Origin of the sequence: Sinorhizobium terangae (genome assembly GCF_009601505.1) — a bacterium.
In the GTDB taxonomy this organism is placed as follows: Bacteria; Pseudomonadota; Alphaproteobacteria; order Rhizobiales; family Rhizobiaceae; genus Sinorhizobium; species Sinorhizobium terangae.
The window spans coordinates 15,211-29,766 of sequence record NZ_WITC01000135.1; the positions used below are offsets into that span (position 1 = coordinate 15,211).

The window sequence follows — 14,556 nt, forward strand, 5'->3', positions numbered from 1 at the left end:
AGGAGGATCTCATGAAGAATTTGCTTTCAGCCAGCGCGCTCGCGCTCATCTTCATGGTGGCGCCGGCGAATGCCGAAACCATCAATATCCTGGTCGAAGGCGGCGGCGAGATGCTCCAGAAGGCCGTGGCCGAGAAGTTCACCGCTGAGACCGGCATTGAGGTGAAGTTCACGGTCGTTCCCTACCAGGGCGTATTTGACAAGTTCTCGGCCGAAATCGCCTCCGGGTCATCGGCGTTCGATGTTGTTACGATCGATGTTGTCTGGAACGCCAAATTCGCGGGCCATGTCGAGGATCTCGCACCGCTCTTCACCGACGCGGTTCGCAAGGATCTGCCACCGGCTCTGCTTGCCGACGCACAGGTTGGAGGCAAAATGATCGGAATGCCCACCTGGGCGAATGCGGAGATCGTTTTTTATCGCAAGGACCTCTTTAGCAAACCGGAGGAGCAGAAGGCGTTCCAGGAAAAGTATGGCTATCCCCTTGCTCCGCCGAAGACCTGGCAACAATGGCGCGACATGGCAAAGTTCTTCACCCGCGACACGGACGGCGACGGCAAAACGGACTTCTGGGGCACCGACACCATCGGCACCTTTTCCGAAGAGTGGATGGCGCATGTGCTTCAGGCGGGCTCGCCCGGTGTGATCCTCGACAGGGATGGCAAAGTTATCATCGATAACGAAGCCCATAAGAAGGCGCTCGAATTCTACATCGCCCCGCACTGCGTCGATCATTCGGTGCCGGAGAATGTGAATGAGATCGGTTGGGGCGAGGCGCAGAACCTGTTCTATCAAGGCAGGACGGCCATGATGAAGTTCTGGGCGCATGCCTACAAGATGACGCCAGCGGATTCAAAGGTCAGCGGCAAGGTCGGCGTCGCGCCGATGCTGGCCAGTGACGCCGGGATCGCGGCTATTCCCGGCCCTTGGTACAACGTTGTCCCCTCGACCTCCCAGCACAAGGACGCGGCGAAGAAATTTGTAGCCTTTGCGATCGCCAACAATGCATTGGGTATCGAAGCGCCGCTTGGCCTTGCGGCGACGAATTCCGCCTATCGCAGCTATTCCGGCAAACCAGGTTATGAGCATTTCACGCCGCTGCTTGAGACGTTGAGCGCGCCTGCGACCCAAGGGCGGCCGATGGACGAGAAATACCAGGAAATCGTCGATGAAGCTGTCCTTCCCGCCGTGCAGCAGGCCCTGACCTGCGAAGCGGATGTCGGCAAGGTCCTGACGGATGCCAAAGAAACGATCGAGGACATCCTAAACTAACCCGCTGTTCTCAACTCCAGCGGAGGAGAAAATCCTCCGCATATCATCAGCTTTCGGAGACAGCCATGTCGGGTGAAGACCGATTTGTGCTCTGCATGCTCGCGCCAGCGCTTGCCGTTCTGGGCCTGCTGGTCGCATACCCGGTAGGGCTCCTGATGTTCGATTCCTTTTTCAAAGTCGACACCATCACCCCCCACATCAGGGATTGGGTCGGGCTCAAGAACTATATCGACGCGCTAACCTCCAAGCGCGTCGCCGAAAGCGCATTCAGAACGATTCAATATTCGGTCTTTGCGCTATTCTTCGAGTTTACCTTCGGCTTCTGCGCCGCTCTCTTGTTTTCGGCACTTCCTGGCCGATCGCGCTGGCATCGCACGGTTTTCACGCTGCCGCTGATGGTGCCGCCGATCGTCGCCGGCCTCCTGTGGCGCTTCCTGCTGGTCGGCAACATTGGCATTCTCAATTATGGGCTCGTCCAACTGGGTATCATCAGAGACCCCGATGCGATCGCCTGGCTCTCCGACGAGGACATCGTCATCTATTCCGTTTCCTTCGCCGATATCTGGTTGACGACCTCCTTTGTCGCGCTCGTGTCCTACGCCGGATTGATGAACATTCCGAAAGACTTGCTCGAAGCTGCCCGGATTGATGGCGCGAATGCGGTCAAGCGATTTTGGCACGTCACCTTGCCGCTGATGCGTCCGGTTATCGCCGTCATTGTCATCGTCCGCGCTGTAGATGCGGCCAAGACCTTCGACCTCATCTGGATACAGACGCAAGGCGGTCCCAACCACGCATCGGAAGTGTTCTCGATGAACATCTATCAGCGCATGGTTCGGTTCGGCGATCTTGGCGAGGCATCGGCATCCGGGACCCTGTTCCTGATCGTCATGATGCTTCTCGCCGCCGCGGCATATTGGAAGATATGGAGGCCGGCTCATGCGTAGGGCACGCCGCTTCAATATCAATGGCATCCTGGTCAACGCGGCGGCCCTCGCGCTCGTTCTGTCCTATGCGCTGCCATATGTCTATCTGCTCATGACCTCGATCAAGCCGGCGGCGGATGTCCAGCAGATTCCGCCGAGCTTCCTGCCTGCAGTGGTCTCGCTCGAAAACTTTCGCGAAGTGCTGCAATCGTCGGCGCTGCCGAAGGCGTTCGCAAGCTCGCTCGCGGTGGCGGTGCTGACAACCGTGTTTTCGCTGGCGGCGGCAGTCCCCGCGGCCTACGTCGCAACGCAGTACCGGCGCAGGATCACCACCCTGTTCCTGCTGTTTGCGCTGGTCACGCGTATGGTGCCGTCGGTGTCTCTGGGTGTGCCACTGTTCCAGCTTCTGAAGTCTCTGGGCCTGCTCGATACGATCCCGGGCCTGGTTCTTGCCCACACCTCGGCTGCCGTCCCGCTGGCGCTGTTGCTCATGTCCGCCTTCTTCGAAGGCGTGCCGAAGGAACTCGAAGAAGCAGCACGCATAGATGGCTGCACACGTTTCCAGGCATTCCGGAAGATTATCCTTCCGGTCATGATTGGTGGGATCGCAGTGACTGCGCTCTTCACCTTCATCACGAGTTGGAACGAATTCCTCTACGCGTTGCTGCTGACATCGGAGGCTACGAAAACGGCACCGATTGTCATCGCCGAATACAACTCAGTCTACGGGCTTGCCTGGGGAGCGATGACCGCAGCCGCGGTGCTCTATTCGCTTCCCGTGATCGTCGTAACGCTCGCACTTCAAAAGCAGATCGTCGGCGGCCTGACATTCGGCGCTGTAAAGGGATGAGGGAGGCAGAAGCATGTCCGCCATAGAACTGCGCAATATCAACAAGGTCTACGGAAACAGTTTTCACGCTCTGCACGATCTGAGCTTCGACATCAGGGATGGCGAGTTCATGGTTTTCGTCGGTCCGTCGGGATGTGGAAAGTCGACGGCGCTCAGGATGATCGCTGGCCTGGAGAGCATTACTAGCGGTGAACTCAGGATCGGTGGCAGGTTAGTTAACGATGTCGATCCCAAGGATCGCGACATCGCCATGGTGTTCCAGTCCTACGCGCTTTATCCCCACAAGACAGTGCGTGAAAATATCGCCTTTCCCCTGCAGATGGCGGGGCTGCCGAAGACCGAAATTGCCAGCCGCGTAGACGAAGCCGCACGCACCCTCGAATTGACGACTTTGCTCGACCGCAGGCCGGCACTCCTTTCAGGAGGCCAGCGTCAGCGTGTCGCCATGGGACGAGCGATCGTCCGCAAACCAGCGGCCTTCCTGATGGATGAACCGTTGTCGAACCTCGATGCCAAGCTGCGCGTGCAGATGCGCGCCGAGATCGCCAGCCTCCAAAGAAAACTGAATGTCACTACGATTTACGTGACACACGACCAGGTCGAGGCGATGACGATGGGTGACCGCGTAGCTGTCATGAAAGGCGGCGTGCTTCAGCAAGTCGACACACCGCAAAACCTGTACAATCGCCCTGACAATGTCTTTGTCGCCGCCTTTATCGGATCGCCCTCGATGAACTTGTACGAGGCCGTTCTGAACGGAAGGACCCTGACCCTGGGCAGCAACACTTTCGAAATCCCTGAGCGGGTCTTCGAATATCGCCCCTCGCTCAACGGTGCGTCTAACCGTCAGGTCATTGTCGGTGTCCGGCCCGAGCACATGAACGACGCCGCCGTTCGGCCTTCTTCGGCCGAGATCTCAGCCCCAGTCACTCTTGTTGAGGCGCTAGGTTCTGAATCCATGGTGCATCTGAATATCGACGCACCTTGGGTCGATGCCGGCGACCCGGACGCCGTCGCCGACATCGGCGACGAAAAAGCTGCTGTAGCCCGTTTTTCTCCGAAGAGCACCGTACGCGCAGGTGACATCGCGCGCGTCGCTGTCGATGCCGAAGAACTTCACTTCTTTGAACCGGACACCCGCACCAGCATCTGGTGATGGTATAGCCAGGAAAAAACAAGAATGACTAGCGCCTCTACTGCCACCAATCACATGCGACTCCTTCGGATCTCCAGCTACGAGCTTACTACAAACCAAAACAGAGAGCTGGTTGAACGCATTCCCCAGTCGGCTTGCAAGCAACAAGCCAATCAAGAACATCAGTCTACTACCGCTCTGGAGTAAGAAATGTCCGAGAAGACATTAACAATGGTTAGCGAGAACTGTTACGACGTAACGAAGTATCCCGTAGGTAATCCCCGTGAGGATATTGGAGCGGTCATCAATAGCATCATTGCAGACATCAAAAGCAGGCAACCTGTTTCCGATCTAAATGATGGCGGAAAACCTGGAGCAGTTATCTATATACCGCCAGGCGATTACCGTCTTGCCACTCAAGTCGTTATAGACGTGAGCTATCTGAAAATTGTGGGCTCTGGACACGGTTTTACGTCTTCGAGCATCCGTTTCAACACAGCCGCAAACGAGCTGGCACGGTGGCACGAGGTGTGGCCGGGCGGTAGTCGTATACTTGTGGACATCTCTCCAGAGGCCGCCGACGGTGAGACTGCTGGAGCCGCGTTTTATGTTAAGCGTACCGGAAATCCTCGTATAAGCTCTGTGGAGTTTGCTGACTTTTGCATTGATGGCCTACATTTCATTGACGATGGTTCGGGGCAAAATGATGCAGAAAATACATATAAGAACGGCAAAACGGGAATCTATGTAGGCAGCGCCAATGACTCATGCCGAATAACGGGGATGGGTCTTATCTATCTGGAGCATGGAGTTATTGTTCATGATGCAGATGCGCTGGCGATAGACAACAATTTCATTGCTGAGTGCGGAAACTGTATCGAATTGAAAGGTATGGGGCAGGCCTCAAGAATAGCAAATAATTTTGTCGGAGCCGGATATAGGGGACATTCCATTTATGCTGAAAAGTATGGGGGCATTCTAGTATCCTCAAACAACGTATTCCCTCGAGGTGCTAGCAGTGTCTATTTTTCCGGCGTGATGCGTTCCTCGGTCACCGGAAATAGATTCCATTCGTTTTATCCCGGAATGTTGGTTTTTGCTGCCAACTGTTGCGAAAATTTGGTTTCCTCAAATCACTTTTTGCGAGATCGCGAGCCATGGGCGCCCATGCAGAAGTACGATAACGGCTTGGATGATCTGTTCGGCCTTATGAAAATTGACGGCAGCAACAATTCGATAATTGCGAACCACATTTCAGAGACAATAGATACTCAATATATCAGGCCTCTCGCCGTAAAGCCGGTGATAATTAATGTGGTTTCCGGTAGCGGCAATTACATAGCCAATAATCACATCGTGGCGACAACCGAAATATCGCAAATCAATGATGCACCAAACAGTGCCTGTTTTTCAACGCAAGTGGGCGCATTGCTTTCAACTAACAACTTGAAGGCGCTCGAAGTAACGACGGTACTTGTGCAGAGGGGGTCGGTACGGAATACAGTCCTGGATTCAGGAAATGACGAACAGGTTGAGATGGACAAAACAATGAACGCCTTTAGGAGTACTCCAGTTCCTGGGAAAAGGGGCAGAGTTTCAATATAGACCGAGCGCAGACTCTCGAAATTCAGTGACTATTCGGAAAAGTCATCAACGAGATCATCGAATGAAGAACAGGGTGCATTTGGATGCTGAGCACGGCGTGCGGTTCGAGATCTGGGCTCGGCAAAAGCCTGGAAAATCAGCTCCGGAAGAAGACGCCGATGCCTTCGTTCTGCGTGCCGGCAATGGGGTCGTTTACCGGATCGCACAGCTGCCGCCCTATTTTCAATTCTATTCCTATACCCATTATGCGGCCGGCCCGCTCACGCTAGAATGGGACGATGGCGCCATTGAAATTCCACTGCTATACAGCTTCAATCCGGATGACGTCGCTGAGAAGGGCGTGACTTTCCTAGAGTTGCGCGATGGCCGCGTCATCGCTCGACCGAGGACATCCTGGCCGGAGTGGTACGAGAGCGACGCAAATCGCCCGCAGCTCAGATTCTCGCCGTTTCAGGCCTGGATGAACGATCCGAACGGGTTGTGTTTCGTCGACGGCCGCTATCACCTGTTTTACCAGTTCCACCCCGTTGAATCTGAATGGGGACCCATGCACTGGGGCCATGCCGTCAGCGACGACCTCTACCGTTGGATCCATCTGCCGGTCTTCCTGCATCCGGAACAGAATCTTTGGTCGCTGGGCGCCACCGGCGGCGCCTTCTCGGGAAGTGCCTTCGTCGGCCCCGAGGGCAAGCTCAGCTTCTACTACACGGAGCGGCTGCCGGCCTATGACCTGTTCAAGGACTACAAGGAGGTGCAGAAGCGAGTGCTGCCATCGACCGATCTCCTGCGTCCGGATGCCAACAAACTGGTGCTTGTCAATGGTCCCGACGGTATCGCCCACGACTTCCGTGACCCCAAGGTCTGGTATGATGCGGCCTGCGGCACATATCGGATGGTGCTCGGCGCGGCGATCGATGGTGATCCAGGCGTCCTGCTCTATGGGTCCGAGGACGGCGAGGACTGGAAATTCTTGTCCGTCCTCTATCGCGCTCCCGAGCATTTTCGCCGGCACGGCGCGCGCTGCGTGGAGTGCCCGGATTTCTTCGAGCTCGATGGTTATCATGTGCTGGTGATGGGCTTTGTAGGATACACTGAGCCGGAAACCGGCCGTCATAACCTGCTTTACGCGCAGGTCGGCACATTCGAGGGCGACCGCTTCATGCCCGCGACCCCGGCTTTGCAGGAACTGGATTTCGGCACCGATTTTTACGCAATGCAGAGCTTCCTGGCAAAGGACCGCCAGATCGCTTTTGCCTGGCTCTTCAATTGGGAATTCCGCAAGCCGGGAGGTTCGCCCTATAGCGGGGAGCTGTCGCTCCCGCGCGTGCTCGGCCTCGACGCCGAACGGAATTTGACAATGATGCCGGAGAAGGGCTGCCAGCGCCTGCGCGCCCGCACTCTTCGACAGACTGCACCTTGCCAATTCGCATGCGAACCGGGGTGCCCCGTCGAGTTGTCTTTGGCAGGCGATCTGGATGGAGTTCAGATCATCGCGCGCGGCAGCGACGGAGAGAGCTTTAGGTTGGCTCACAGCGCCCGCCGACTTGAGCTGGCCGTGGCGGAGGACAATGGTGACATCAAGTACCGCTCAGCGCCGCTGACGCTCGAATGGTTGACGTTGTTCTTCGACCGCGGCGTCGTCGAGGTCTTCGCCAATGGGGGCGCGGTCTGCGGCACGCGCCGTACCTATAAGGTCACAGACCTGACCTCGCTTGAAGTGAAGTCCGCCGACAGGTGCCGGATCGAAACGTATGAGGCATGGAGCTATGATTCGGCTTGGAGTAACTAGCATAGGCGGCGGCTGGTGAACCATGTCCTCCAACCGCACGTGTCGGCGCCGAAAATGGTGCATGCGAATTGCGGTATCGATGGTTCGATCCCTTCAAGGCGAGGAATGAACGATCACTCTGGCAGGCGCGCTCGCCGACGAACCGAACGGCTGCAATGGGCTCAATCGAGCCATGCCTGCGCGTTCTTTCGATGGCCGCTTGGCGAAACCCGCCAAAATCCCTATCGTGTGAAGTTGTCACGGTCGCTTAAGGTACCCCTCCCGATCGCATAAGGTACTATTTCGCCCCCTCTCGCAAACGACCCCTTTGCAGCCACCGGCCTGCGATACAGTGTCGACTGCGTCGGTCTATTCGCGCCCACGATCGTGCCGGTGTCAGGCGCGAGGAGATTTGCCCGTCGCGCGCAGGCAACAAGCGCCGTGCGAGCGGTCTCGGCATCAATCTCGCCCGCAAGTGCCGCTTTGCAGGCATTGAGCGCGATGGCGTGGGTTGGATTCCGCTTTGACGGCGGCCACTCATTCAGCCAGGTGTAGGCCTCGCTGACGCCGTGGATCTCGGCCGGAAATCCGAGTCCCACGAAGATTGATACCGGATGTCGAAAGCGATCATGCTCCATCGTTCTCCTCCATTCATGGGTAATCAACTTTGCGGGTGACGAAGCGCCTGGCAACCGTTATGCCCTGACCTCCTGACGCTGGAAGACGACATAGGTCAGGGTGAACAGCAGGATCATCGCAGCGACCAGTCCCGCGAACTGCGGCCATACGACCAGGAGGCTTTGCAGGGTCGGTAGCGGTGCGCCGGCGATCGCGCCTTGGACCTGATCGAAGAACAAGGGGCCCACCGATCGCGCCGCGGGGTTCAACAGCATCCCGGTGATTTCGCCGTAAAGCGTCTGAGGCGAGAACCTGCTGACGGCCTGCTGTGTTTCGAACTGCGTGACCACAGTCATCGGATCGAGCGGATCAATAGGGGCCAGCACGCTTGCAAGCAGCGGCGCGATCATGTCCCAGAACACCGCGAGCACCAGCCAGACCGACAAGGCGGCCAACGCCGAGGTCGCCGGCGAGCGGATCAAGGTCGAGAATGCGATCGCCAGCGCCAGCCAGACACCGGCATAGGCGAGCGTCGCGGCCAGATAGGCGACACCCCGCACGATGTCGGCGGCCGACGGAGGCAGACCGAGGAACAGGATGCCGAGGCCCGTCATGAGCAGCCAGAGCGTCAGCAGCGCGATCGCAATGACAAGCAAGCCACCGAGGAATTTTCCGAACAGCACCGCATCGCGGTAGATCGGCTGCGCCAGGAGCCGGCTCATCGTTCGCCGGGCGTATTCGCCGTTGACCGCGTCGAAACCCAACGCAATCGCCATCAACGGCAACAGAAAGCCAAGCAGGGCGGCGAAGGATGGAAGCGGTTCGCGAGCCTCCGTCAACAGCTTCAGGAACAGGAAAGGATCCTCGGCAGTGGTTTCGGTGATGCGCCCGATCGCGCCATAGACGGCGCCGATTGCGGTGAGCAGCACGAGCAGCATGATCAGATGCATCCGCGCGCTGGTCATATGATCGGCCGCTTCCTTGAACGCGATCGTTGCCGTGCCTTTGAAGGGTGAGCCTTCACGCGTCATGGACAACCTCCCGGAAAAACCGATTATAGGCTTGGTCGAGCCGAGCGCGGCGCAGGTCCAAATTCTTCAGGGAACCGCCAGCATCCACGACGAGGCGGGCGAGCTCCGGGCGGACATCGCGTTCGGCTTCGACCAGCCAATGACCCCGGCGGCCAGCCACGATCGACTTCACGCCCTCGGCCGACGTGCCTAGTTCGGAAAGGTCGACGCCATCGGCCTCGACATCGATGATGAATGCGCCTCCACCGATCTTATCGGCGAGCTCTTGGATGGTGCCGAGAAAACCGATCCGGCCGTTGCTAAACAACGCGATGCGATCGCAGACCGTTTGCACCACGTTGAGCATGTGCGACGATAGCAGGATCGTCATGCCGTCGCGGCTCAGCGCCCGGATCAGGTCGAGCAATTCCTGGGTGGACTGTGGATCGAGGCCGGAGGTCGGTTCGTCCAGGATGGCGACGGAGCACTTGCGCATCAGAAGTTCGGCAAGGCCGAGTCGCTGACGCATGCCACGGGAGTAGGTGCCGACATGGCGGTCTGCCACCTGCGCCAACCGCACCTTGTCGAGCGCCGCGGCAATGCTTTCCCGGGCAAGATCGGCAGACATGCCGGCAAGGCGAGCGGTATAGGCGAGGTTTTCTCGTCCTGACATGCTGTCGTAGAATCCGACGGCGTCAGGCAGATAGCCGACCTCTCGCTTTACCTCGAGCGGCTGGCGCAGCGGGTCCTTACCGAGAATATGCACGCTCCCCTCGGTCGGCTCGGTCAAACCCAGCAGCATCAGGATCGTGGTCGTCTTGCCGGCGCCGTTCGGTCCGAGCAAGCCGACGACTTCTCCGGCACGAACCGACAAATCGATTCCGGCAACAGCCACGGTGGAGCCGTAGCGCTTCATCAGTCCTTTTGCCTCTATGACCATCGTGCTCATCGCCGTCCATACCTCATCACCGCCAGGCCGAGGACGAGCACCGCGGTTGCGATGACGCCAAGTCCAGCCATGCCCCAGATCGTCGATGTGTTTACAGTGACGCGGAACTGAGCCGACTCCGACACGGGCCCGCCGCTCGCACGCACCGAGACCATGTAGTCGCCCGCTATTGCCTTTTCAGAAGGGGTAATCCTGACGTTCACCTGCCTCGTAGCATCGGGCGCGATCAGATCGACGCGGTCGGGCTCGAATTCGACTTTCCAGCCTGATGGGGGACTAGCCGACAGTTCGATGTCGGTCGCAGGCGCACTGCCATTGTTGGCGAGTGTGAACGGGAAGCTCGCTTCCTTGCCAGCCTCTGCCTGTCCGGAGAGGCGTTCCCGCGGCCCAGTCAATGTAACGTCGGGCTGACCGGTTACTTCAATACTGAGCTCGGTCGTAGCGCTCGCTCCACCGCCCGCCACTTCGACCACGACCGGGTAGCGGCCAGCCGGTGCTGACCTCGGCGGTGTTACTTCCAATGTCACGTTCTCGCTCGCCCCGGCCTCGATCGGCAAGCCGGTAATCTCTTCCGAGCCATAGCCGCGCTTGAAGCGTGACTGAAATCCATCGGGCACATTGGCGGCGAGACTGAAGAGGTTCTCTTCCGCGCCGTCATTGGTGGCTTCTATCTTGAAACTGAATGTGGAGCTGGCCGTACCTCGCAGCGCCGGCAGCTCGGATTTCAGCTCCAAGCCACCCTCCGCCGCCTCCGATAGTTTCACCACAAGGGGAAGATCGGCGGTCTGGTTTGCGTATCGCGCTTTCACGTTAATCGGAACGCGCTCGCCGCTAGCGCCCTCGGGCGGCGTCAGTTCGAGGTTAACTTCCTGTGTCGCATCTGGCGCCACCATGACAGCCGAGACCTCGCGGTTGCCGCCCTTCAGCGACCATTTCCAACCATCGGGAATGCCTGTAACTTCAAGTGACGCCCGCTGCGGCGGCAGATTGGCATTGCGCAGCGTCAGCGGAATTGTTTCGGTTTCTCCCGGGCGGATCGCCAGTTCCGGATGCGGTGTCGTGAGCCAGAAGCCGGTAAGCTTGGCGACTTCCTGTCGCTGGTCTTGAGCAACAGCCGGTGTGCATGCAAATGTCGCTCCAAGGGCCAATGCTGCTGCAGTGATCCATCGAGCAATTGTCCTCATCTCATTCTCCCTTCGACGTTCGATATCCATGCGCGCGGCGACCTAACCGATCACCAGAAACAGTTTTGAGCCGCCGCGAAACAGATCGAGCGCAATCGTGCCGCCGGCGTCCTTTAACGCCGCGGCGAGCTCCGCGACGGTCGCGATCGGCTGGCGATTGACGGCAACGATCACGTCGCCCGCGCGCAAACCCGATCGCTCTGCTGCGCTTCCATCCTCAATGCTGGAGACAACCACGTTACCCGCCGCATCCTGGAACTGCGCGCCCTGCAGGGAAGCGGGTATCGCCTCGGCCCCAGCTTTTGCCTCGGCCGGCTCAATGCGCAATGTCACCTTTTTGCGAGCCCGATCATGGAGATATTCGATCTCGACCTGCGATCCGATCTGAGCCAGGCCGATACGATTGCGGAGATCTGCCGAGCCGGTGATTTTGCGATTGTTGACGGCGGTGATGACATCGCCGGCTTGAAGCCCGGCATGCGCCGCCGGCGAATTCTGCTCAACGCTTCCGACCACGGCGCCGGAGCTCTCCTCTATGTGGAGCGCTTCGGCCAGGTCCGGCGTCAGATCCTGAACGGAGATGCCGATCCGGCCGCGCCGCACTTCGCCATGCTTGATCAGTTGCTCCATCGCTGCCGACGCCATCGCGATCGGAACCGCAAAGCCAATGCCAACATTGCCGCCGGCTGGCGCTATGATCGCGGTGTTGATGCCGACCAGCAGGCCGTCCGCAGTGACCAGCGCGCCTCCCGAGTTGCCGGGATTGATCGAGGCATCCGTCTGGATGAAGTCCTCATAGTCCTCGACATTGATCCCGCCACGGCCAAGGGCGCTGACGATGCCGGAGGTGACGGTCTGACCAAGCCCAAACGGATTGCCGATCGCGACGACCGGGTCGCCGACCCGAAGGGCATTGGAATCGCCAAACGGAAGCGCCCTCAGCTTGTCCGCGTCGATCTTCAGCAACGCTATATCGGTTGCCTCATCGCTGCCGACCAGCTCGGCGGTGAAGCGGCGGCGGTCCTTCAGGGTTACCGCAATTTCCCCGGCGTCCGCGACAACGTGGTGATTGGTGAGGATATAACCTTTATCCGCGTCGACGATGACGCCAGAACCGGCGCTTAGCCGCTGCTGCTGCTGCTCCGGCAGGTTGAAATAGCGGCGGAAGAAGGGATCGTTGTAGAGAGGATTGGTTTCGGCGGGAGCGCGTGACCTCACCGCAATATTGACAACCGCCGGCGTAACCTCCTCCAGGACATCGGCGAGCGACCGTTGTTGAGTGCTTGCCGAAATGGCGGGCTGCGGCTGCGCCGCCGGGAACGGCGCAGGGTCCAGCACGAGGACGAGTGCGGCGAATACGCCAACATATTTCGACGAACGCGTGATCATTTTTGCCCCGATTCTTCAGATCCTCCTTCGGAGCGGATAGGCGGGCCTCGGGTCCAGCCTCATCGGAGCCTCGTCCAGGGCTCCTGCCAACCTGCTCCAACCATATTCGAACGCCCTGCCCATCGAGGGCCGAGGCATCAGTTCACAGCTCCACCAGGGGTCCGCGCCCCTCGGGCGCGGACCCATCGCTTTCGTCAGAAGTCCATGCCTCCAGGCGGCATCGGCGGAACCGGCGCCTCCTTCTTCGGCTTCTCGGCGACCATTGCCTCGGTGGTAATCAGGAGGCCGGCGACCGAGGCAGCGTCCTGCAAGGCGGTGCGAACGACCTTCACCGGATCGATCACGCCCTGATCGTAAAGATCACCGAATTCGTTGGTCTGGGCGTTCCAGCCGTAACCAAATTCGGTTTTTTCGCGAAGCTTGCCGACAATGATCGAGCCTTCAGCACCTGCATTTTCGGCAATCTGGCGTACCGGCGCCTCAATTGCACGTCGGACGATCTCAATGCCGTGTTTCTGATCAGCGTTCTCGGTCTGAACGCCATCCAGCGCCTTGACGGCTCTCAGCAAAGCCACACCACCGCCAGGCAAAACTCCCTCCTCGACCGCCGCCCGTGTGGCATGCATTGCATCATCGACGCGGTCCTTGCGTTCCTTCACCTCAACCTCGGTCGAGCCGCCGACGCGGATGACGGCAACGCCGCCGGCAAGCTTGGCCAGCCGCTCCTGCAGCTTCTCGCGGTCGTAGTCCGAAGTGGTTTCCTCGATCTGCGCCTTGATCTGGGCGACGCGGCTCTGGATCTCCGCCTTCGAGCCTGCGCCGTCCACGATCGTCGTGGTTTCCTTCTCGACGACAATTTTCTTGGCGCGGCCAAGCATTTCGAGCGTCACATTCTCGAGCTTGATGCCAAGATCTTCGGAGATAGCGGTTCCGCCTGTGAGGATCGCTATGTCCTCCAACATGGCCTTGCGGCGATCGCCAAAACCAGGAGCTTTCACTGCAGCCACCTTCAGGCCGCCGCGCAACTTGTTGACGACGAGCGTCGCGAGCGCTTCTCCTTCAACATCCTCGGCGATAATGAGGAGGGGTTTTCCGGATTGAACAGCGGCTTCGAGAACCGGAAGAAGCGCCTGCAGGTTCGAGAGCTTCTTGTCATGGATGAGAATGTAGGGTTCTTCGAGCTCAACCCGCATCTTGTCCTGGTTGGTGATGAAATACGGCGAGAGATAGCCGCGGTCGAACTGCATGCCTTCGACGACTTCCAGCTCGGTCACCGCGGTCTTGGCTTCCTCAACGGTGATGACGCCTTCATTGCCGACCTTCTCGACCGCGTCGGCGAGGAACCGACCAATCTCGCTGTCGCCATTCGCCGAGATCGTCCCCACCTGCGCAATCTCGTCGTTTTTCGTGACTCTACGCGCGTTTGTCTTCAATTCCTCAACGATGGCGTCGACAGCCTTTTCGATTCCGCGCTTCAGGTCCATCGGGTTCATGCCCGATGCTACGGCCTTCGCACCTTCCTTGACGATCGCCTGGGCGAGAACCGTTGCCGTGGTTGTGCCATCGCCGGCGATGTCGCTGGTTTTCGACGCCACTTCCCGCACCATCTGGGCGCCCATGTTCTCGAACTTGTCCTCGAGTTCGATCTCCTTGGCAACCGTGACGCCGTCCTTGGTGATCCTGGGAGCGCCGAATGATTTGTCGAGCACCACGTTGCGTCCCTTCGGGCCAAGCGTGACCTTGACGGCATTCGCAAGGATATCGACGCCGCGCAGCATCTTCTCGCGGGCGTCGGAATGGAACCTCACTTCCTTGGCAGCCATTTCTCTACTCCTTCTATTTCTTGTCTGG

Annotated in this window: 11 protein-coding genes and 1 pseudogene; 6 read left to right on the forward strand and 6 right to left on the reverse strand. The window is 58.8% G+C overall.

Features of this window, described 5'->3' with window-relative positions; all coding sequences use genetic code 11:
* Positions 1 to 11: 11 nt before the first annotated feature.
* From GHK62_RS32355 to GHK62_RS32380, 6 genes are all read left to right on the forward strand, one after another.
* Entirely contained in the window at positions 12 to 1,271 is a 1,260-nt protein-coding gene (locus GHK62_RS32355; RefSeq protein ID WP_153441675.1) for an ABC transporter substrate-binding protein, read from the forward strand.
* A gap of 65 nt (positions 1,272 to 1,336) precedes the next feature.
* The gene (locus tag GHK62_RS32360) at positions 1,337 to 2,218 is read left to right on the forward strand and encodes a carbohydrate ABC transporter permease (protein ID WP_153441674.1); all 882 of its coding nucleotides are present in this window, start codon (positions 1,337 to 1,339) and stop codon (positions 2,216 to 2,218) included.
* Positions 2,211 to 3,047, forward strand: coding sequence for a carbohydrate ABC transporter permease (locus GHK62_RS32365; RefSeq protein ID WP_153441673.1), 837 nt, complete (start codon positions 2,211 to 2,213; stop codon positions 3,045 to 3,047). Before GHK62_RS32360 ends, GHK62_RS32365 begins: the two co-directional genes overlap by 8 nt.
* 13 nt (positions 3,048 to 3,060) lie before the next feature.
* A complete protein-coding gene (locus GHK62_RS32370) occupies positions 3,061 to 4,203 on the forward strand; it encodes an ABC transporter ATP-binding protein (protein WP_153441672.1) in 1,143 nt (380 codons plus the stop codon).
* 210 nt (positions 4,204 to 4,413) lie between these two features.
* On the forward strand, positions 4,414 to 5,787 hold the full coding sequence (locus GHK62_RS32375) for a NosD domain-containing protein (RefSeq protein ID WP_153441693.1): 1,374 nt from the start codon (positions 4,414 to 4,416) through the stop codon (positions 5,785 to 5,787).
* A gap of 61 nt (positions 5,788 to 5,848) precedes the next feature.
* Positions 5,849 to 7,576: a GH32 C-terminal domain-containing protein gene (locus tag GHK62_RS32380; RefSeq protein WP_153441671.1), complete on the forward strand. Its 1,728-nt coding sequence runs from the start codon at positions 5,849 to 5,851 to the stop codon at positions 7,574 to 7,576.
* Between the two features lie 347 nt (positions 7,577 to 7,923).
* Here the strand turns inward: GHK62_RS32380 and GHK62_RS32385 are convergent.
* From GHK62_RS32385 to groL, 6 genes and pseudogenes are all read right to left on the reverse strand, one after another.
* A pseudogene (locus GHK62_RS32385) lies at positions 7,924 to 8,193 on the reverse strand (DUF982 domain-containing protein); the annotation flags it as partial.
* Between the two features lie 57 nt (positions 8,194 to 8,250).
* Positions 8,251 to 9,204: an ABC transporter permease gene (locus GHK62_RS32390; RefSeq protein WP_153441669.1), complete on the reverse strand. Its 954-nt coding sequence runs from the start codon at positions 9,202 to 9,204 to the stop codon at positions 8,251 to 8,253.
* The gene (locus tag GHK62_RS32395; RefSeq protein ID WP_153441668.1) at positions 9,194 to 10,132 is read right to left on the reverse strand and encodes an ABC transporter ATP-binding protein; all 939 of its coding nucleotides are present in this window, start codon (positions 10,130 to 10,132) and stop codon (positions 9,194 to 9,196) included. The genes GHK62_RS32390 and GHK62_RS32395 overlap by 11 nt, the downstream gene beginning before the upstream one ends.
* Positions 10,129 to 11,316 carry an NEW3 domain-containing protein gene (locus GHK62_RS32400; protein WP_153441667.1) on the reverse strand — a complete coding sequence of 396 codons (1,188 nt, stop codon included), beginning with the start codon at positions 11,314 to 11,316 and terminating at the stop codon, positions 10,129 to 10,131. Before GHK62_RS32400 ends, GHK62_RS32395 begins: the two co-directional genes overlap by 4 nt.
* Positions 11,317 to 11,358: 42 nt before the next feature.
* Positions 11,359 to 12,705 carry a DegQ family serine endoprotease gene (locus GHK62_RS32405; RefSeq protein WP_153441666.1) on the reverse strand — a complete coding sequence of 449 codons (1,347 nt, stop codon included), beginning with the start codon at positions 12,703 to 12,705 and terminating at the stop codon, positions 11,359 to 11,361.
* 194 nt (positions 12,706 to 12,899) lie between these two features.
* Positions 12,900 to 14,528 carry a chaperonin GroEL gene (gene groL, locus GHK62_RS32410; RefSeq protein ID WP_153442086.1) on the reverse strand — a complete coding sequence of 543 codons (1,629 nt, stop codon included), beginning with the start codon at positions 14,526 to 14,528 and terminating at the stop codon, positions 12,900 to 12,902.
* Between the last annotated feature and the right edge of the window lie 28 nt (positions 14,529 to 14,556).

What these genes read in the sequence shown, in the direction of transcription:
- GHK62_RS32355 (WP_153441675.1), top strand. Translation starts at nt 12, where the DNA reads ATGAAGAATTTGCTTTCAGCCAGCGCGCTCGCGCTCATCTTCATGGTG.
- GHK62_RS32360 (WP_153441674.1), top strand. Translation starts at nt 1,337, where the DNA reads ATGTCGGGTGAAGACCGATTTGTGCTCTGCATGCTCGCGCCAGCGCTT.
- GHK62_RS32365 (WP_153441673.1), top strand. Translation starts at nt 2,211, where the DNA reads ATGCGTAGGGCACGCCGCTTCAATATCAATGGCATCCTGGTCAACGCG.
- GHK62_RS32370 (WP_153441672.1), top strand. Translation starts at nt 3,061, where the DNA reads ATGTCCGCCATAGAACTGCGCAATATCAACAAGGTCTACGGAAACAGT.
- GHK62_RS32375 (WP_153441693.1), top strand. Translation starts at nt 4,414, where the DNA reads ATGGTTAGCGAGAACTGTTACGACGTAACGAAGTATCCCGTAGGTAAT.
- GHK62_RS32380 (WP_153441671.1), top strand. Translation starts at nt 5,849, where the DNA reads ATGAAGAACAGGGTGCATTTGGATGCTGAGCACGGCGTGCGGTTCGAG.
- GHK62_RS32390 (WP_153441669.1), bottom strand. Translation starts at nt 9,204, where the DNA reads ATGACGCGTGAAGGCTCACCCTTCAAAGGCACGGCAACGATCGCGTTC.
- GHK62_RS32395 (WP_153441668.1), bottom strand. Translation starts at nt 10,132, where the DNA reads ATGAGCACGATGGTCATAGAGGCAAAAGGACTGATGAAGCGCTACGGC.
- GHK62_RS32400 (WP_153441667.1), bottom strand. Translation starts at nt 11,316, where the DNA reads ATGAGGACAATTGCTCGATGGATCACTGCAGCAGCATTGGCCCTTGGA.
- GHK62_RS32405 (WP_153441666.1), bottom strand. Translation starts at nt 12,705, where the DNA reads ATGATCACGCGTTCGTCGAAATATGTTGGCGTATTCGCCGCACTCGTC.
- groL (WP_153442086.1), bottom strand. Translation starts at nt 14,528, where the DNA reads ATGGCTGCCAAGGAAGTGAGGTTCCATTCCGACGCCCGCGAGAAGATG.